Below are 17,733 nucleotides of genomic sequence, written 5' to 3'. Positions count from 1 at the left end.
TTGCCTGCGATGCATTTAAAGGCCCAGCAGCGACAACATGATGAACGTCGCAAACAACACAAAATGGGTCATGCCTTCGATGGCATTGGTTTCGCCATCGTTGAGATTGATCGCGCTGACGATCAGGGTGAGGAAAATCATCACCGTCTGCACCGGCGTCATCGCCATCTGAAACGGCTGGCCGGTGTAGAGCGCCATCGCTTCCATCACCGGCACCGTGAGGATCACCGTCGACAACGATGCCCCCATGGCGATGTTGACCACCGATTGCATGCGGTTGGCCAACGCGGCGCGCAACGCGGTCAGAATCTCTGGGGCAGCGGAAATCCCTGCCACCAGAATCGCCGTGATCACCGGCGGTGCCCCCGTCCCTTCCAGCCCCAGGTCGAGGGTTTTCGACATCACCTCGGCCAAGGCGCCGATCACCACCACGCCAAACACCAACGTGCCGATACTCAAGGCAAGATTGACCGGTTCCGGCTCTTCCTCCGAGACTTTCCTGCGGCGTTTTTCCGGGTAGCTGTAGCTGAAAAAATAGCTGTGCGGCCCGACCTGCATGCGCAGGAACAGGGTGTAGAGCACGACCATCGCGCCAATGGTGAACGCCGAATACACCTTCCAGTTCGCCTCGGGAATGAACTCCGGAACCACCATGGAAACGCCCATGGCGGTGAGGATCATCACGCTGTAGCTGCGCGCCGAGTCATCGTTGTAAGACTGCTCGCCGTGCTTGATTCCACCCATCAACGCGGCGAGGCCAAGGATGCCATTGATGTCGAGCATCACCGCCGAATAGATCGTGTCGCGCACCAGCGTCGGTGATGCTTCGTTGCTCATCATGATCGCCAGGATCACCACTTCGACCAGCACCGCTGCCAGGGTCAGGATCATCGTGCCGTAAGGGTCGCCGACCTTTTCCGCCAGCAGTTCGGCGTGATGGGCGACGCGCATGGACGCGGCGACGATGAACCCGATCAAGGCCAGGCCGGCGGTCAACGCAATGGGCTGGCCGCTGTGCAGCATCCATGGCTCCAGCGGATAGGCGATGAACGCGGCGATCAGGGCCAGCAGCAGAAATTTTTCTTGCCTGAGGAGTGTGAGCATTGCGGGCCTTTTGCCGAGTGGAGCGAAATCAGTGCGATGAGCTACTGACTGCGGGGCGGCGCTAACGTTTCGTTACACCTTAGCGCACCACGGGCAAGCAGGAAGATTCAGCGGCGCACCGCCGTGCGTCATCGCCAGCAAACGGGTTCCTGCAAAAGCCGATCACCGCGTCCCTGTAGGAGCCGGCTTGCCGGCGATGGCGCCCTCCCAATCCCCACAAAACCTCAAACCTCACATTTTGTTGTCCTGTTGGTCAGCAATTTGCATTACCCCCTCCAACCTCAAAACAAAATGGAGTGGGAATTCATGCATAAACGTCCGTTTAAGCTGCTGTGCGCCGTCGCCGCAACCCTCGGTCTGAGCGTCAGCCTGACCGCCAGCGCCGCCGACCCGCTGAAAGTCGGCTTCGTCTACATTGGCCCGATTGGCGACCACGGCTGGACCTATCAGCATGAACAGGGGCGCAAGGCGCTGGCGGAAAAACTCGGCCCACAGATCACCACCCACTACGTGGAAAACGTTGCCGAAGGTGCCGACGCCGAACGGGTGATCCGCAACATGGCCAAGGACAACTACGACCTGATTTTCACCACGTCCTTCGGCTATATGAACCCGACCCTGAAAGTCGCGAAGCAGTTTCCCAAAGTGACCTTTGAACACGCCACCGGCTACAAACAGGACAAGAACCTTGGCACCTACCTTGCGCGCACCTATGAAGGTCGCTACGTCGGTGGCTTCCTCGCAGCAAAAATGACCAAGACCAAAAAGATCGGTTATGTCGCCTCGTTCCCGATCCCGGAAGTGATCCGCGACATCAACGCCATTCAACTGGCCCTGAACAAATACAACCCCGGCACTGAGATCAAAGTGGTGTGGGTCAATTCCTGGTTCGATCCGGGCAAGGAAGCCGACGCCGCCAACGCACTGATCGATCAAGGCGTGGACGTGGTGTTCCAGCACACCGACAGCCCGGCGCCGATTCAGGCTGCCGAACGTCGCGGCGTGTATGCCGTGGGCTACGCTTCGGACATGGCACACTTCGGGCCGAAAGCGGTGTTGACCTCGATCGTCAACGATTGGGCACCGCACTATATTCAGGCGACCCAAAGCGTAATCGACCATGCGTGGAAATCGCAGGACTACTGGGGCGGTTTGAAGGAAGGCACGGTTGAACTGCCGATCAGCGATCTGGTACCGGCGCCGGTGAAAGCCGAGGCCGAACAGATCATCGCGGACATCAAGAGCGGTGCGCTGCATCCGTTTACCGGGCCGATCAAGGATCAGGCCGGCGTCGAGAAAATTGCGGCGGGCGCGACGGCGAGCAACGCGGAACTGGCCTCGATGAATTACTACGTTGAAGGTATGAAGGCCGACATTCCGAAGTAATTCCGAGCCCACCAAAAAACCCTGTGGGAGCGGGCTTGCCCGCGATGAGGCCAGCACATTCAACATCATCGTTGACTGTCAGTCCGCTATCGCGGGCAAGCCCGCTCCCACAGGTGCTCCGGTGTATTCCAGATCTGCGTACTCCTAAGGACAATCGCATGAACAGCCTTCCCATCATCGACATCGGCCCGCTCTACAGCGATGACCAAACCGCCTGGCAAACCGTCGCCACGCACATCGACCGCGCCTGCCGCGAGTGGGGCTTTTTCTACATCAAGGGCCACCCGATCAGCGCCGCACGCATCGACGCCGTGCTCAATCACGCCACCCGTTTCTTCGCCCTGCCTGCTGCCGAAAAACTCACCATCGACATCACCCAGACCCGTCACCATCGCGGCTACGGCGCCATCGCCACCGAACAACTCGACCCGAGCAAACCCAGCGACCTCAAAGAAACCTTCGACATGGGTCTGCACTTGCCGGCCGATCACCCGGAAGTCCTCGCGGAAAAACCGCTGCGCGGCCCCAACCGTCATCCCTCGATACCCGGTTGGCAAGCACTGATGGAGCAGCACTACGTCGACATGCAGGCACTCGCCCAAACCCTGTTGCGCGCAATGACGATGGCGCTGAACATCGATCGCGACTTCTTTGATAGGCGTTTCCATGAGCCGGTCAGCGTGCTGCGGATGATCCACTACCCGCCACGTCACAACGCCAGCTCGGCAGATCAGCAAGGTGCCGGTGCCCACACAGATTACGGCTGCATCACCCTGCTGTACCAAGACGCGGCCGGTGGCCTGCAAGTGCGCAATGTCAAAGGCGACTGGATCGACGCACCGCCCATCGAGGGCACGTTCGTGGTCAACCTCGGCGACATGATGGCGCGCTGGAGCAACGACCGTTATCTGTCGACCCCGCACCGGGTGATCAGCCCGTTAGGGGTGGACCGTTACTCAATGCCGTTCTTCGCCGAGCCGCATCCCGACACGCGCATCGAATGCCTGCCCGGTTGCCAGGATGAGTCGCACCCGGCGAAATACCCGGCCACCACCTGCGCCGAATTCCTGCTCTCGCGCTTCGCCGATACCTACGCTTACCGGCGGGAACACGACGCCGGGGGATGAACCGCTTGGTCAGGTTTTACCAATTATTGCAGTCAGCATCTGTAGAATGCCGGCATTGCACCTGATGAGATGTCGACAATGTACGATTGGCTGAACGCCCTGCCCAAGGCAGAACTGCACTTGCACCTGGAGGGTTCACTGGAGCCCGAGTTGCTGTTCGCCCTGGCCGAACGCAACAAGATCGCCCTGCCGTGGAGCGATGTCGAAACCCTGCGCAAGGCGTACGCCTTCAACAACCTGCAAGAGTTTCTCGACCTGTATTACCAGGGCGCCGATGTGCTGCGCACTTCGCAGGATTTCTACGACCTGACCTGGGCCTACCTGTTGCGTTGCAAGGCGCAGAACGTGATTCACACCGAACCGTTCTTCGACCCGCAAACCCATACCGACCGTGGCATCCCGTTCGAAGTGGTGCTCAACGGCATCGCCGCGGCGCTGAAGGATGGCGAGCAGCAATTGGGCATCACCAGCGGTTTGATCCTGAGTTTCCTGCGCCACTTGAGCGAAGAAGAAGCCGAGAAAACCCTCGACCAGGCGCTGCCGTTCCGTGATGCGTTTGTGGCCGTCGGCCTGGACAGTTCGGAAATGGGTCACCCGCCGAGCAAGTTCCAGCGTGTGTTTGATCGCGCCCGTCACGAAGGCTTCCTGACCGTCGCCCACGCCGGTGAAGAAGGCCCGCCCGAGTACATCTGGGAGGCCCTCGACCTGCTGAAAATCCAGCGCATCGACCATGGCGTGCGCGCCATCGAAGACGAGCGCCTGATGCAGCGGATCATCGACGAGCAGATCCCGTTGACCGTGTGCCCGTTGTCGAACACCAAGCTCTGCGTGTTCGATCACATGTCCCAGCACAACATTCTCGACATGCTTGAACGCGGCGTGAAAGTCACCGTGAACTCGGATGACCCGGCGTACTTCGGCGGGTATGTGACCGAGAACTTCCATGCGCTGTACACCGATCTGGGCATGACCCAGGATCAGGCGAAGCGTCTGGCGCAGAACAGCCTGGATGCGCGGCTGGTAAAACCGTAAGCCTCACCGCATAACCCCTGTGGGAGCGGGTTTGCCCGCGATGACGGAGTGCCAGTCAAGATCGTTGGCCCCTGATACACCGCGATCGCGGGCAAGCCCGCTCCCACAGGTTATGCGTTCAGCCGATGACAGAAGATTCAGTCAACTCCTCCAGTGTCTTGCCCCGCGTCTCCATCCCGAACACCCACACCACCCCCGCCGCAATCGCAAAGCACATCGCCCCCAGCGCGAACACGCCGCCCTGCCCGGTCATCGGGAACACCAGCCCGGTCACCAACGGCCCGAGCAACGAACCCACACGTCCAATCGCCGAGGCGAACCCCGAACCCGTGGCCCGCGCCGACGTCGGGTACAACTCCGGCGTGTAGGTGTAGAGCACCGCCCACATGCCGAACAGGAAGAACTGCATCAATAGCCCCGAGGTAATCAGCAAGCCGACATTGCCGCCAAACACGGCGCTCTGACCGTAAAGAAACGCCATCACCCCGCCGCCCAGCAGCGTCACCACGCATACCGGTTTACGCCCCCAACGCTCCACCAGCCACGCCGCCATAAGGAAACCGGGGATCCCGCCGAGGGAAATCAGCACCGTGTAATACACCGATTGCGTCACGGCAAAACCCGACTGTTGCAACAGCGCGCTGAGCCACGACGTCAGGCCGTAGAAACCCAGCAAGGCAAAGAACCAGACGCTCCAGATCATCATCGTGCGCTGGCGATACAGCGGCGACCAGATCTGCTGCAAAGCCGAAAAGAAAGTGCCCGGCGTACTCGTCACATGCGGCAGGCGCACAGGCTCAGGCAAATCCGATTGACCCAGCGAGGACCGGACCCGCTCTTCGATGCCCAGCAACACCTTGTCTGCCGCCTCATGCCGCCCGGCCTGTTCCAGCCAGCGCGGTGACTCGGGAATGAAAAAGCGAATCGCCAGGACGAACACCGCCGGCACTGCCAGGACCAGGAAGATGTCCCGCCAGCCGATCACCGGCAACAGGAAGTACGACAGTACCCCGGCCGCGACGAACCCGAGCGGCCAGAAACCGTCCATCAACGCGATGTAACGCCCGCGTCGTTTGGCGGGTATCAGCTCGGACAGCATCGATTGCGCGATGGGAAACTCCATACCCATGCCGATCCCCAGGAGGATGCGGAACAAGGTCAGTGTTTCGACGTTCTGTGCCGTGGAGCACAGATAACTGGCGATGCCCCACAACACGATGCTCCACTGGAACACCGGTTTGCGACCGAAACGGTCGGCGAGCATGCCGGACAGCGACGCGCCCAGCACCATGCCGAAGAAACTCGAACTGGCCAGCAACCCCGCCTGCGCCGTGCTGAGGCCGAACTCGGTTTTGATCGAGCCGAGCAGGAAGGTCATCATCGCCAGGTCCATGGAGTCGAAGAAAAACGCCAGGGCAATGATGATGAAAATGATCCGGTGATAACCACTGACAGGCAGCCGTTCCAAACGTTCTGCCGCGCTGAAGCCGCGTGTTTCCATGCCACATCCCCCAATCCGAAAGTCCCTGGATCGAGTGTGCGCGATAGCCGCTGAGGGTTATTGCTGGATGCGACATGGCCACAGCTCTGAACGACGCCCGAGATTCCAGACGTCGCTCCCGAGGCGTCTACAACGCCATTTCCAGCTCGGTCTCCTTGGCGAACCGATGGATTTCACGCTGCCCCGTCGCCGTCACGTGCAAGGCTCGCGAATCGTTCGGCAAGCTCAGCCAGCCGGATTGCATGAACAATTGCAGCAACGCCGCGCCCAGCGAACCGCCCATGTGCGGACGTCTTTCGCTCCAGTCGGGACAGGCGCAAGCGGCTCGGCGGGTGCTGTGCGCCAGCGCCTGGACAAACACACCGCGTTTGGCCAACTGAGTGGCGCCCTTGTGAGTGATCGACACCCGTTGCTCGAACTGTTCGATCCAGCCGGTATCCAGCAAACGCTGGTAAAGATCGGCGGCCAACGTGCCCCCCAAATGATCGTCGCAGAGTCGCGCGCGCAACAACGATGAAGGTGCCGCCTGAGGTTTGGAGAGAGGTGCGGTGCGTTTTAATACGTCCGGGATGTCTCGGGGTGCGCTGGCAATTGTCGCACTGGCCAGTGCTTCTATCGCGGCGCCGACCTCGGGCGCGGCCAAGCGGAAAAACCGCTTGCGGCCCCGGGTTTCGACTTTCAACAGACCTCCGGCGGACAAACGCCCCAGGTGTGCACTGGCCGAAGATGGTGACAGGCCGGCCAGCAAGGCCAGCTCTTCGGTTTGTCGCGCTGAGCCGTCCATCAAGGCCCACATCATTGCGCTGCGCTTTGGGTCAGCCAGCAACGTGGCGATCTGGCTGATGCAAGGTGCATGTTCCATGTATTCACTCCCTGTTGAATCGTTTCGTCTACTGCTCAGAGACATCTTGACCAGTAATGTGTCGTCGGCCAAGACGCGGAAACCGCGACAAACCGGGCAAAGCCATCCACTCACACAAGCCATTGCCTTGCGCATTGTGCAAAGGCTCGGCGATCGACCGCCGGCCAGGCCGACTCAAACGCGGGCTCACCCTGGCGAGATCGACCGTGCGAACCTGAGGCGAGCGCTAGTATAAGCGCGTTAACCGTCGGTTCCTGCCCTCTGAAATCCCTTGATGGTGATAGTTCCTGAGTGAAATTTCGCTATTTGCCTGCGACTAATGATCAGTCACCGCCAACATCGGAAATTGACTACTTAAACCGGCGCATCGGCTGGCGAGCATTTCCCGTAAAAGGTTCACCGGCTTACTCAATTGTGCGCGATGGGCGCACAGCAAATTCAGCGGTGCGCGCTCACAGAGCAGCTCCGGCATCAGCACTTTCAAGCGACCGGCCAACACATCGGCGGCGACATCCAGCCAGGATTTATAGGCGATTCCGGCGCCCGCCACGGCCCATAGGCGCACCACATCGGCATCGTCACTGAAACGGTCACCGCTGACGGTCAGACTGACCTCGCGTTTGCCGTCGTGAAAACTCCAGTGGTCGTGAACCCGGCTGCCGAGCATGAATAGCAAACAGTTGTGCTGCGCCAGTTGCTCCAGTTGCCGCGGCTCGCCGTGTTGGGCCAAGTAGCTCGGGGCGGCACACAGCACGCGGCGGTTTTGCGGGGCAATGGGCAGCGCCACCAGGCTGGAGTCTTCCGGCTCGCCGTAGCGCAGGGCAATGTCCACCGGCTGGCGGAACAGGTCGGCGATGCGGTCGCCCAGCAGCAGGCGCACCGTGAGTTTCGGGTGCTCACGCTGGAACTCGTCCAGCCATGGCAGCAACAGGTTGCGACCGAAATCCGATGGCGCCGACAGCTGCAACACGCCACTGACCTGGTCCTGACCGCTGGCCAGCAAACGGCGGCCCTCGTCGAGGTTGCTCAGGGCGGCCCGGGCGTATTCGAGAAACCCTTCGCCCTCGGCGGTAAGGCGCAGGCTGCGGGTAGAACGGGCGAGCAACCGCGCGCCGAGTTGCTGTTCGATGCGCTTCAACGCCGCACTGGCGACCGCCGCCGACATGTCCATTCCCCGCGCCGCCGCCGACAGACTGCCGAGGTCCGCGGCCCGGACAAACAACTGCAAGTCATCGAAACGCAGCATCTCAAGCCTCGATTATCAAAAAAACATTGAAAGAGACTGCTCTTTTAGCGGGTTTTATCTTGCAGAGAAATAGCCAATCATCCACCCCATCGAAATCAGCCCGTCATCGGAGTCGAACATGTCCCAGCCATTTACCGCCATTGCCACCCTGATCGCCAAAACCGGTCAGCAGGACGCCCTCGAACAGCACCTGCGCGCACTGCTGGAGCCGACCCGCGCCGAAGCCGGTTGCGGCCAATACGACCTGCATCAGGACCTGGCCAATCCACTCGCCTTCTACATGATCGAGCAGTGGAGCAGCGACGAAGCCCTGCAGGCCCATGACGCGAGCGCGCACATTCAAGACTTTCGTGCCAAGGCCGGCGACTTTCTCGAGCACTTCGAACTCAAGCGCCTGCGCTCCGTGGCTTGACCCCTTCTTCTATTACTGTTCGGAAATCCCTGATGAAAGCCATTGCCTATTACACCTCGTTGCCGATCAGCGACGCCAACGCCCTGCAAGACATCGAACTGCCAGAACCGGTCGCCGGACCGCGCGATCTGTTGGTGGAAGTCAAAGCCATCTCGGTCAACCCGGTGGACACCAAAGTCCGCCAGAACGTGCAGCCTGAAGGCGGCGCAGCCAAAGTGCTGGGCTGGGACGTGGCCGGTGTGGTCAAGTCGGTCGGCAGTGAAGTGACATTGTTCAAGGCTGGCGACAAGGTGTTCTACGCCGGCTCCATTGCCCGCGCCGGCGGCAATAGCGAGTTGCACGTGGTGGACGAGCGGATCGTCGGCCATATGCCGAAAACCCTCGGTTTCGCCGAAGCCGCCGCGCTGCCGTTGACGGCGATCACCGCCTGGGAATTGTTGTTCGAACGCCTGCAAGTGCGCGAAGGCAATACTGATGAAGGCCAGAGTTTGCTGATCGTCGGGGCGGCCGGCGGTGTCGGTTCAATCCTTACGCAACTGGCCAGCCAGCTCACCGGGCTGAAAGTCATCGGCACCGCGTCCCGTGCGCAAACCCAGAGCTGGGTGCGTGAACTGGGCGCTGATCTGGTGATCGATCACAGCCAACCGCTGAGCGAAGCGCTCAAACGCGAGGGCGTGAACTCGGTGACCCACGTCGCCAGCCTGACCCAGACCGATCAGCATCTGGATCAATTGGTCGAAGCATTGGCGCCGCAGGGCAAACTGGCGCTGATCGATGACCCGAAGGCGCTGGACGTGACCAAGCTCAAGCGCAAGAGCCTGTCGCTGCACTGGGAGTTCATGTATACCCGCTCGCTGTTCGAAACCGCGGACATGATCGAGCAACACAACTTGCTCAACCGCGTGGCCGCGCTGATCGATGCCGGGACGTTGAAAACCACGGTTGGCGAGCACTTCGGAACGATCAACGCAGCAAATTTGCGGCGTGCGCATGAGCTGCTGGAGAGCGGCAAGTCCAAGGGCAAGATTGTCCTCGAAGGCTTCTGAGACAGATTGATACAAGTGTCGTCCGAATGGACGACACCGTCAGTCAGAAGGTTGACCCTTGTCATAATTTCGATCGTATTCGGGTCTACAATCGTGAACTCTGCGATGCAATCTTTTAACCGAGGAGGTCAGTAATGAAGATCCTGATAAAAGAATTGGCAAAATCCCAGTGGCAGGTCCGCCTGGACCAACACGCGGTGACGTTCCGTAGCGAAGCCGAAGCGCGCGCTTTCACTCGAACCCTCGAAGCACGATTGCTCGCCCCTCATCAGATTCCCGCCCAGCAGCAGCGCGCTGCCGGCTGAGACCTTCCTCACACCTGGGCTTGTGCCAACGCCCGGGCATTTTGCAAACGCCGGGTGAGCATCGCTATGCTCACCACCAGAATTCCGCACAGGCTGATGACCATGGCCATCGGCATGGCGCTGCCGTCGTACAAAATCCCCACCAGCGACGCGGCCCCGGCGGCGACGCTGAATTGCAGGCAACCGAGCATCGCCGACGCACTGCCGGCACGCGCGCCCTGCCCGTTCATGGCGCAAGCCGAGGCGTTGGGCAGGATGCAACCGAGGCTGGCGATGCAGATAAACAGCGGAATCAGCAACGGCCACAACTGCTCGGTGTGCAGCGAGCTGACCGCAAACAACGCCAGACCCGCTGCAAGGTAGATCCACACGGTGCGCGCCAGCAGGAATGCCGGGCCACGCTTGGCCAGTAGCCGTGCGTTGACCTGCGCGACCAGAATGAACCCCGCCGCATTGGTGCCGAACAACCAGCCGAAGTGCTCGGCCGGCACGCCGTAGAGTTTGATGAAGACAAACGGCGAGCCGGCGATGTAGGCAAACATGCCGGCGATGGCGATGCCACCCGTCAGGGCATGGCCGAGGTATACAGGATCCGACAACAGGCGACCGTACTGCCGCAGCGCGCCCGACAGTGGTTGGCGTGGCACATGCGCGGGCATGCTTTCCGGCAAGCCGAGCGCCACGGCCACTGCCGCCATTGCACTGAAACCGGTCAGCACGAGGAAGATCGACTGCCAGCCCGTGGTATTGACCAGCAACCCGCCGAGCATCGGCGCGAGAATCGGCGCCAGGCCCATGACCAGCATCAGCTGTGAAAAGACTTTCGCCGAACCCACCGCATCGCATTTGTCACTGACGATCGCCCGTGAAATCACCATCCCCGCACAACCGCCCAGCGCCTGGACGAACCGCGCACCGAGCAGCCATTCCAGATTCGGCGCATAGGCGCACGCCAGGGAAGCAACGGTGAACAGACCGACACCCGTCAGCAACGGAATGCGTCGGCCAAAACGATCCGCCACCGGGCCGTACATCAACTGACCGATGGACAAACCGAGGAAATACGCCGCCAGTGTCAGTTGAACGTGTTGTTCGTCGGTGCCGAATGCCAGCGCCATGGCCGGGAACGCGGGCAGATAGAAATCAATCGCCAGCGGGCCAAAAGCGCTCAGGGCGCCAAGTATCAAAATGGTACGGAAGTTCATCGGGCATCCAGTGGGACTGAGGTCGGCGGCCCCGTAGTTTAGCCGCGCGTCGACGCCTTGAACATTCCGATAGCTCGCTAACAATTAAAAAACCACGGACAGCTGATACCTGTCAGTTAAAACTCAGAAACTGTGGGAGCGAGCTTGCTCGCGATAGCGATGCAACATTCAACATTTCGGTGACTGTCAAACCGCTATCGCGAGCAAGCTCGCTCCCACAGGTTTTTGCGTTTGGCCTTAAGCGACTTTCACGTCGTAGCCTTCTTCGCTGATCGCGGCGATCACCTGATCCACGGTCAACGTACTTTCGACGCCAACTTCCTTTGCCGCCAGGTCGATCCGCACGCTGGCCGCAGGATCCTTGGCTTGCAGCGCTTGAGTGATGGCTTTGACGCAGTGACCGCAGGACATGCCTTGAACGTTGAACACTTGCATGGAATGACTCCTTTAGTGAGGTTGCGAGCAGTCTTGAGCTTGCCACCATGGCAAGGTCAAGTTCTGAAGTGATCTGCCGGGCTGGCAATCGGCGCCGCGCTCGGCCAAGCTGCGTGCATCAATGACTCGATCTCAGGAGATTCAGCCATGCGCTGGTCAGCTCTCAGCCTGTTTGGCTTCCTCAGCCTTTTCGCCGCCGTACCCTCGGTCAATGCTGCCGGGGAGGATTACGGTGTGCTGATCATTTCCCGCGAGCGCCTGGAAGTATCAACCAACTGCGAAATCGGCGTGTACCTCCAGGATCAACTGTCGGCGCGGTTGTTTCAGGAACAAAGCACCTCGTTCAACCTGCCGCCGGGCAATGTTTCCCTGCGTCTGAAGCTGCTGCCGGGTCAAGCGCCGGGCTGCAACCCAGGCTTGCTGGCGCCGGGCTCGCAGAACATCACGCTCAAGGCCGGGGATGTGTTGAAGTTCCGGATTGCGATGACGCAGGAAGGGATGTATCTGAAGCCGACAGCCCTCGATTACTGATCTCCCCGTCCTTTTGCAGGAACGCCGCCCGGCTGCTCCTATAAAAGCACAGCGTTGATCTGAATCATGGCGCTTGACCTTGCCAGCATGGCAAGGTTGATCCTGTAGGCATCTACTACAGGGAGTGCGACCGATGTCCGAATCCACCACGTTTGATTTGCCGATTGCCGGCATGACCTGCGCCAGTTGCGCCGGGCGCGTCGAGCGTGCCTTGAGCAAAGTCATCGGCACCAGCGCCGTCAGCGTCAACCTGGCCACCGAGCAGGCGCGGGTTCAAGCGCCCAGCGACCGCTTGCCGGCGTTGATCGACGCGGTGCAGCAGGCCGGTTACAGCGTGCCGCAGCAGAGTCTGGAATTGAGCATCGACGGCATGACCTGTGCGTCCTGCGTCGGTCGGGTCGAGCGAGCGCTGGCCAAAGTGCCCGGCGTCAAAAGCGTCAGCGTCAACCTGGCCAACGAACGCGCCCACCTCGAACTGCTCGGGCAGATCGATCCGCAAACCCTGATCAGCGCAGTGACCAAGGCTGGCTACCACGCCAGCGTCTGGGAAGTCGAACACCCGACAACCGACACTCAACAACAGCGCCTGCACCGCGAACGCTGGGTGTTGATCATGGCGATCGCCCTCGCCTTGCCGCTGGTATTGCCGATGCTGCTACAACCGTTCGGCGTGCACTGGATGCTCCCGGCGTGGGTGCAATTTGCGTTGGCAACGCCGGTGCAATTCATCTTCGGCGCACGCTTTTATGTGGCCGCCTGGAAAGCGCTGCGCGCCGGCGCCGGCAACATGGACTTGCTGGTCGCCCTCGGCACCAGCGCCGGCTATGGCTTGAGCCTCTACGAATGGGCCACCGCCGCCGGGCGTATGCCGCACCTGTACTTCGAAGCCTCTGCGGTCGTGATCGCCCTGGTGCTGCTGGGCAAATACCTCGAAAGCCGCGCCAAACGCCAGACCGCCAGCGCCATTCGCGCCCTCGAAGCCTTGCGCCCGGAGCGGGCGATTCAAGTCATCGACGGTCGCGAGCAGGACGTGGCCATCAGCGCCTTGCGCCTGAATGATCTGGTGCTGGTGAAACCCGGTGAACGCTTTCCGGTGGACGGCGAAGTGGTCGAAGGCCAGAGCCACGCCGACGAAGCGCTGATCAGCGGCGAAAGCCTGCCGGTGCCGAAACAACCCGGCGACAAAGTCACCGGCGGCGCCATCAACGGTGAAGGTCGCCTGTTGGTTCGCACCCAGGCATTGGGGGCAGAAACCGTGCTCGCACGCATCATCCGTCTGGTCGAAGACGCGCAAGCGGCGAAAGCACCGATTCAGAAACTGGTGGATAAAGTCAGCCAGGTGTTTGTGCCGACGGTGCTGCTGATTGCACTGGCGACCCTGATCGGTTGGTGGCTGTACGGCGCGCCGATGGAAACCGCGCTGATCAATGCCGTCGCGGTATTGGTGATCGCCTGCCCTTGCGCCCTCGGGCTGGCCACGCCAACGGCGATCATGGCCGGCACCGGTGTGGCTGCGCGCCACGGGATTTTGATCAAGGACGCCGAAGCACTGGAACGTGCCCATGAAGTCAGCGCGGTGGTCTTCGACAAGACCGGCACGCTGACTTCGGGCGCACCGCGCATCGCTCATCTGAACGCCATCGACGGTGACGAAGCCGCCCTGCTGCAAATGGCCGGCGCCCTGCAACGCGGCAGTGAACACCCCTTGGCCAAGGCCGTTCTGGATGCCTGTGCCGAACGCGGATTGACCGTGGCCGATGTCAGCGACAGCCAATCCCTGACCGGGCGCGGCATTGCCGGCAACCTCGACGGTCGGCGCCTGGCGCTGGGCAATCGTCGTTTGCTGGAAGAAAGCGGGTTGAGCGCGGGCCCATTGGCCGACGCGGCAACCGCATGGGAAACCGAAGGCCGGACCCTGTCCTGGCTGATCGAGCAAAGCCCCGAACCGACCGTGTTGGGTCTGTTCGCCTTCGGTGACACGCTCAAACCCGGTGCGCTGCAAGCGGTGCAACAACTCAGCGCCCGCCACATCAGCAGCCACTTGCTGACCGGCGATAATCGCGGCAGCGCCAAAGTGGTCGCCGAGGCATTAGGCATCACCGACGTGCACGCCGAAGTGCTGCCGGCCGACAAAGCCGCCACCGTCGCCGAATTGAAAAAAACCGGCGTGGTGGCGATGGTCGGTGACGGCATCAACGACGCCCCGGCCCTGGCCGCCGCCGACATCGGCATTGCCATGGGCGGCGGCACCGACGTCGCCATGCACGCGGCGGGCATCACCCTGATGCGCGGCGATCCACGTCTGGTGCCGGCGGCGCTGGAGATCAGCCGCAAGACCTACGCGAAGATTCGTCAGAACCTGTTCTGGGCCTTCGTCTATAACCTGATCGGCATTCCGTTGGCCGCGTTCGGTTTCCTCAACCCGGTGCTGGCCGGCGCGGCGATGGCATTGTCGAGCGTCAGCGTGGTGAGCAATGCGCTACTGTTGAAAACCTGGAAACCCAAGGATCTGGAGGACAACCGATGAACATCGGCCAAGCAGCCCGCCAAAGTGGACTGAGCGCGAAGATGATCCGTTATTACGAGTCCATCGGTTTGCTCAAGGCGGCCCATCGTACCGACAGCGGTTACCGGGTTTACGGCGCTGACGACTTGCACACGCTGGCCTTTATCAAGCGTTCGCGGGACTTGGGGTTCTCCCTGGAAGAGGTCGGCAAGCTGCTGACCCTCTGGCAGGACCGTCAGCGCGCCAGTGCTGACGTGAAGGCTTTGGCTCGTCAGCACATCGACGAGCTCAACCAGAAAATCCTCGAACTCGGTCAGTTGCGCGACACCCTGCAGGACCTGGTCGAGCACTGCCACGGCGATCACCGTCCGGACTGCCCGATCCTCAAAAATCTTGAGTCGGGTTGCTGCGCCGTACCCGCTCGCCCCTGATCGCGAGCACCTTCACCACCAGCAACGTGGTGAGAGGAATGCCGTGGAACAACAGCACCACGGCGCCGGGCGTCCACCATGAATAGAACGGCGCGGCGATCAGCATACCGATGCCGAAGCCAGTCATTTGCAGCAAGGTCAGGAAGCTGAAAATCGGCAGGCGCAGATGGTCCGGTTCACGCTGCAGACGTGACATCAGACCGACCTCAGAGAAACCGTCGCCCAACCCTGCTGGCAGCGAGAACAGCAACAAACCGTAGAGGGTCTGTTGCTGAAACATCAGGATGAAGCCGCAGGACATCAGCAACACACCGAAGAAAAACCGCCGCTCCAGGTTGACGTTGCCCGAGCCTTTCAAGCGGCTGGCGATCCGCGCGCCGATGAGCTTGCCAACGGCCCATACCGCCAGCATCAGGCCCAGGGTGGTGCTCGCCGATTCCGGAGTCAGCAGCTTTGAAACAATCGGCAAGCCGACGTTGTGCGCGGCGCTGCCCAAGGTGTCGGCCATGGTGACCGCGAGCATGGCCGCCACCACCGGCGCAGTGCGCAGCCCCTGGCGCAGGGCTGACCATTCGCCTCGTCCATCATCGGGCTGCGCACCGGGAGGCGATCCGGCAAACCGCAGCGGCAGGATGAACAACGCGGCCAGCAGATAAGTGACCACGTTCAGCGCGAAGACCGTTTCAAAGCCAAACGCCGCCACCAACAGACCGGCCACCAGACTTCCGCCGACCATCGCCGCCGACGACGCGGAGGTGATCCAGGCGTTGGTCTTGAGCAAGTGCTCGCCATCTATCAAGTGCGGCAACTGGCTGTTGAGGCCGATGGCGAACATTGAATTGCCCAAGCCCAGGCCAAAAGCGATCACCGGCAGAAAAAGCGCTTGTTGGCTGACGGGCAGCACCAGCAGCAGTCCCAGCAGCCCGGCGCGCAGCAGGTCGAAAGCGATCAATGGCAGACGCCCGGCCCAGCGGCGATAAAACCTCGTGCCGATCAGACTGGCGACAATCCCGCCACCCACGCGACTGGCGAGGAAGATGCCGACGCTCATGGCGCTGTTGCTGAGCAGGTAAACGTAGGTGGCCAGGGCGACCATGTTGAGGAACGCGCCGAAGTCCGAGACCAAACGGGCGGCGATGATCAACTGGGCGTTGCGGGTGGAGGTGTTCACATTCAATCCTTGAGTGTGGGGTGTATGGCCGTTGTGGATTGTCTGGCCTGACGCCATCGCGGGCAAGTCGGATCGCCGCACCGCACGCTCCCACAAGTTGAGTGTCAGCCGCTCATTCAATGGACGACACATGACCTGTGGGAGCGTGGCTTGCCCGCGATGCAGGCGACGCGGTTTCAAAACAGTGCCCCCATAAAAAACCCGGCCGAAGCCGGGTTTCTTTTCAACCGATCACTGCATCCAGGGTGGAGGCGGTTCTTCGGTTTTGCCGGGCGGCGCATCATCTGCCGCGCGGACCGCTTGTTTGCGTTCTTCATCCAGGCGTGCCGCCTCGATTTCGCGTATGACCCCGCCAACGTCGGCCAACTCTTCCGGCTCATCGAACTCGCCGGTCAAGATACTGGCCGGGTGCAAGGTGCCGGCTTCGTACAACGCCCACATTTCCTTGGCGTACTTGGTCTTTTTCAACTCCGGGGCAAACCGCCCGAAGTAGGAGGCCATGTTGCCCACGTCACGCTCCAGCATGCTGAACGCGTGGTTGTTGCCCGCCGCGTCGACCGCTTGCGGCAAGTCGATGATGACCGGGCCGGTCGGCGTCAACAGGACGTTGAACTCGGACAGGTCACCGTGCACCAGACCGGTACACAACATCAGCACGATCTGCGAGATCAGGAACGCGTGATATTCGCGTGCCTGGTCCGGCTCCAGCACCACGTCGTTCAGACGCGGCGCGGCATCGCCGTACTCGTCGGCGACCAGCTCCATCAACAGCACGCCTTCAAGGAAGTCGTAAGGCTTAGGAACCCGCACACCCGCGCCGGCCAGACGGAACAGCGCCGCCACTTCGGCGTTCTGCCAGGCGTCCTCGGTTTCTTTCTTGCCGAACTTGGAGCCCTTGGCCATCGCCCGAGCCTGACGGCTGTTGCGTACCTTGCGGCCTTCCTGATACTCGGCCGCCTGACGGAAACTGCGTTTATTCGCCTCCTTGTAGACCTTCGCGCAACGTAACTCGTTGCCACAGCGCACCACATAAACAGCTGCTTCTTTACCACTCATGAGTGGGCGCAGCACCTCGTCGACCAGACCGTCCTCGATCAGGGGTTCAATGCGTTTTGGAGTCTTCATCAGCTTTTATTGTGGGTCCTTTATTACCAAACACGCGAAAGTCATTCGTTATACGGCAATCCACTCATTCGGGGGAGGGGTTGCCGACCTATGAACGTAGCGGATGCACACAATGTGCCGAAAAAAACCGGCAAACCCGCCGATGCCCATCGACCGACAAGGATCATAGCCGAGCCGGCAGCACTTGTTGGAGAAGGGATGCGAGGGGATTTACGACAGAATCCGACATACCGATCTCTATCCACCGCAGGATTTTTTTCAATAGCCCTAAATTTCCGCCTTCAGCAGCCGAAGTCATCAGTAACAAA

The 17,733-nt window shown here is 60.9% G+C and carries 17 protein-coding genes; 9 read left to right on the top strand and 8 right to left on the bottom strand.

The genetic code is table 11. The features are described 5' to 3' along the window. Positions 1–15 precede the first annotated feature (15 nt). Positions 16–1,104 carry a calcium:proton antiporter gene (locus F8N43_RS26470; RefSeq protein WP_150654581.1) on the bottom strand — a complete coding sequence of 363 codons (1,089 nt, stop codon included), beginning with the start codon at positions 1,102–1,104 and terminating at the stop codon, positions 16–18. A gap of 306 nt (positions 1,105–1,410) precedes the next feature. Between F8N43_RS26470 and F8N43_RS26465 the strand changes: the two genes are divergently transcribed. The 3 genes from F8N43_RS26465 (at position 1,411) to F8N43_RS26455 (ending at position 4,649) form a co-directional block, all read left to right on the top strand. Then, positions 1,411–2,490, top strand: coding sequence for a BMP family ABC transporter substrate-binding protein (locus F8N43_RS26465; RefSeq protein ID WP_150634111.1), 1,080 nt, complete (start codon positions 1,411–1,413; stop codon positions 2,488–2,490). 158 nt (positions 2,491–2,648) lie between these two features. Next, a complete protein-coding gene (locus tag F8N43_RS26460; RefSeq protein WP_150654580.1) occupies positions 2,649–3,617 on the top strand; it encodes a 2-oxoglutarate and iron-dependent oxygenase domain-containing protein in 969 nt (322 codons plus the stop codon). Positions 3,618–3,695: 78 nt separating this feature from the next. Then, positions 3,696–4,649 (top strand): adenosine deaminase, encoded by a 954-nt coding sequence (locus F8N43_RS26455; protein WP_150634113.1) that lies wholly within the window; start codon positions 3,696–3,698, stop codon positions 4,647–4,649. Positions 4,650–4,767: 118 nt separating this feature from the next. Here F8N43_RS26455 and F8N43_RS26450 read toward each other — a convergent pair whose 3' ends face one another. The 3 genes from F8N43_RS26450 to F8N43_RS26440 form a co-directional block, all read right to left on the bottom strand. After that, complete coding sequence (locus tag F8N43_RS26450; protein WP_150640041.1) at positions 4,768–6,150, bottom strand: MFS transporter; 1,383 nt, start codon at positions 6,148–6,150, stop codon at positions 4,768–4,770. 127 nt (positions 6,151–6,277) lie between these two features. Beyond that, entirely contained in the window at positions 6,278–7,012 is a 735-nt protein-coding gene (locus F8N43_RS26445; RefSeq protein WP_150640042.1) for an ArsR/SmtB family transcription factor, read from the bottom strand. Between the two features lie 316 nt (positions 7,013–7,328). Further along, on the bottom strand, positions 7,329–8,258 hold the full coding sequence (locus F8N43_RS26440; RefSeq protein ID WP_150654579.1) for a LysR family transcriptional regulator: 930 nt from the start codon (positions 8,256–8,258) through the stop codon (positions 7,329–7,331). A 118-nt stretch (positions 8,259–8,376) separates the two neighbouring features. On the opposite strand from F8N43_RS26440, the gene F8N43_RS26435 reads away from it, so the two are divergent. From F8N43_RS26435 to F8N43_RS29370, 3 genes are all read left to right on the top strand, one after another. Continuing rightward, positions 8,377–8,670 (top strand): putative quinol monooxygenase, encoded by a 294-nt coding sequence (locus F8N43_RS26435; protein WP_150634117.1) that lies wholly within the window; start codon positions 8,377–8,379, stop codon positions 8,668–8,670. Between the two features lie 32 nt (positions 8,671–8,702). Then, a complete protein-coding gene (locus F8N43_RS26430) occupies positions 8,703–9,716 on the top strand; it encodes a zinc-binding alcohol dehydrogenase family protein (RefSeq protein WP_150654578.1) in 1,014 nt (337 codons plus the stop codon). 134 nt (positions 9,717–9,850) lie between these two features. Further along, the gene (locus F8N43_RS29370; RefSeq protein WP_191623755.1) at positions 9,851–10,021 is read left to right on the top strand and encodes a hypothetical protein; all 171 of its coding nucleotides are present in this window, start codon (positions 9,851–9,853) and stop codon (positions 10,019–10,021) included. A gap of 8 nt (positions 10,022–10,029) precedes the next feature. Here F8N43_RS29370 and F8N43_RS26425 read toward each other — a convergent pair whose 3' ends face one another. Both F8N43_RS26425 and F8N43_RS26420 read right to left on the bottom strand, forming a co-directional pair. Beyond that, positions 10,030–11,226: a multidrug effflux MFS transporter gene (locus tag F8N43_RS26425; RefSeq protein WP_150634119.1), complete on the bottom strand. Its 1,197-nt coding sequence runs from the start codon at positions 11,224–11,226 to the stop codon at positions 10,030–10,032. 237 nt (positions 11,227–11,463) lie between these two features. Further along, positions 11,464–11,661 carry a cation transporter gene (locus tag F8N43_RS26420; RefSeq protein WP_150639587.1) on the bottom strand — a complete coding sequence of 66 codons (198 nt, stop codon included), beginning with the start codon at positions 11,659–11,661 and terminating at the stop codon, positions 11,464–11,466. Between the two features lie 147 nt (positions 11,662–11,808). Here F8N43_RS26420 and F8N43_RS26415 point away from each other — a divergent pair, with 147 nt between their 5' ends. From F8N43_RS26415 to cueR, 3 genes are all read left to right on the top strand, one after another. Beyond that, a complete protein-coding gene (locus F8N43_RS26415; RefSeq protein WP_150634121.1) occupies positions 11,809–12,192 on the top strand; it encodes a hypothetical protein in 384 nt (127 codons plus the stop codon). A gap of 133 nt (positions 12,193–12,325) precedes the next feature. Next, positions 12,326–14,719 carry a heavy metal translocating P-type ATPase gene (locus F8N43_RS26410; protein WP_150654577.1) on the top strand — a complete coding sequence of 798 codons (2,394 nt, stop codon included), beginning with the start codon at positions 12,326–12,328 and terminating at the stop codon, positions 14,717–14,719. Then, positions 14,716–15,129 (top strand): Cu(I)-responsive transcriptional regulator, encoded by a 414-nt coding sequence (gene cueR / locus F8N43_RS26405; protein WP_150654576.1) that lies wholly within the window; start codon positions 14,716–14,718, stop codon positions 15,127–15,129. Before F8N43_RS26410 ends, cueR begins: the two co-directional genes overlap by 4 nt. Here cueR and F8N43_RS26400 read toward each other — a convergent pair. Further along, positions 15,083–16,300: an MFS transporter gene (locus tag F8N43_RS26400; RefSeq protein WP_150639591.1), complete on the bottom strand. Its 1,218-nt coding sequence runs from the start codon at positions 16,298–16,300 to the stop codon at positions 15,083–15,085. The genes cueR and F8N43_RS26400 overlap by 47 nt on opposite strands. A gap of 231 nt (positions 16,301–16,531) precedes the next feature. After that, on the bottom strand, positions 16,532–17,425 hold the full coding sequence (locus F8N43_RS26395) for a PA4780 family RIO1-like protein kinase (protein WP_150634125.1): 894 nt from the start codon (positions 17,423–17,425) through the stop codon (positions 16,532–16,534). Positions 17,426–17,733 lie beyond the last annotated feature (308 nt).

It is taken from the genome of Pseudomonas fluorescens (assembly GCF_902498065.1).
Lineage (GTDB): Bacteria > Pseudomonadota > Gammaproteobacteria > Pseudomonadales > Pseudomonadaceae > Aquipseudomonas > Aquipseudomonas fluorescens_BJ.
This window is presented reverse-complemented; position numbering and strand designations above follow the sequence as displayed.

Coding starts and splice junctions, on each gene's coding strand:
- F8N43_RS26470 (WP_150654581.1), bottom strand. CDS start 1,104: ATGCTCACACTCCTCAGGCAAGAAAAATTTCTGCTGCTGGCCCTGATC.
- F8N43_RS26465 (WP_150634111.1), top strand. CDS start 1,411: ATGCATAAACGTCCGTTTAAGCTGCTGTGCGCCGTCGCCGCAACCCTC.
- F8N43_RS26460 (WP_150654580.1), top strand. CDS start 2,649: ATGAACAGCCTTCCCATCATCGACATCGGCCCGCTCTACAGCGATGAC.
- F8N43_RS26455 (WP_150634113.1), top strand. CDS start 3,696: ATGTACGATTGGCTGAACGCCCTGCCCAAGGCAGAACTGCACTTGCAC.
- F8N43_RS26450 (WP_150640041.1), bottom strand. CDS start 6,150: ATGGAAACACGCGGCTTCAGCGCGGCAGAACGTTTGGAACGGCTGCCT.
- F8N43_RS26445 (WP_150640042.1), bottom strand. CDS start 7,012: ATGGAACATGCACCTTGCATCAGCCAGATCGCCACGTTGCTGGCTGAC.
- F8N43_RS26440 (WP_150654579.1), bottom strand. CDS start 8,258: ATGCTGCGTTTCGATGACTTGCAGTTGTTTGTCCGGGCCGCGGACCTC.
- F8N43_RS26435 (WP_150634117.1), top strand. CDS start 8,377: ATGTCCCAGCCATTTACCGCCATTGCCACCCTGATCGCCAAAACCGGT.
- F8N43_RS26430 (WP_150654578.1), top strand. CDS start 8,703: ATGAAAGCCATTGCCTATTACACCTCGTTGCCGATCAGCGACGCCAAC.
- F8N43_RS29370 (WP_191623755.1), top strand. CDS start 9,851: ATGAAGATCCTGATAAAAGAATTGGCAAAATCCCAGTGGCAGGTCCGC.
- F8N43_RS26425 (WP_150634119.1), bottom strand. CDS start 11,226: ATGAACTTCCGTACCATTTTGATACTTGGCGCCCTGAGCGCTTTTGGC.
- F8N43_RS26420 (WP_150639587.1), bottom strand. CDS start 11,661: ATGCAAGTGTTCAACGTTCAAGGCATGTCCTGCGGTCACTGCGTCAAA.
- F8N43_RS26415 (WP_150634121.1), top strand. CDS start 11,809: ATGCGCTGGTCAGCTCTCAGCCTGTTTGGCTTCCTCAGCCTTTTCGCC.
- F8N43_RS26410 (WP_150654577.1), top strand. CDS start 12,326: ATGTCCGAATCCACCACGTTTGATTTGCCGATTGCCGGCATGACCTGC.
- cueR (WP_150654576.1), top strand. CDS start 14,716: ATGAACATCGGCCAAGCAGCCCGCCAAAGTGGACTGAGCGCGAAGATG.
- F8N43_RS26395 (WP_150634125.1), bottom strand. CDS start 17,425: ATGAAGACTCCAAAACGCATTGAACCCCTGATCGAGGACGGTCTGGTC.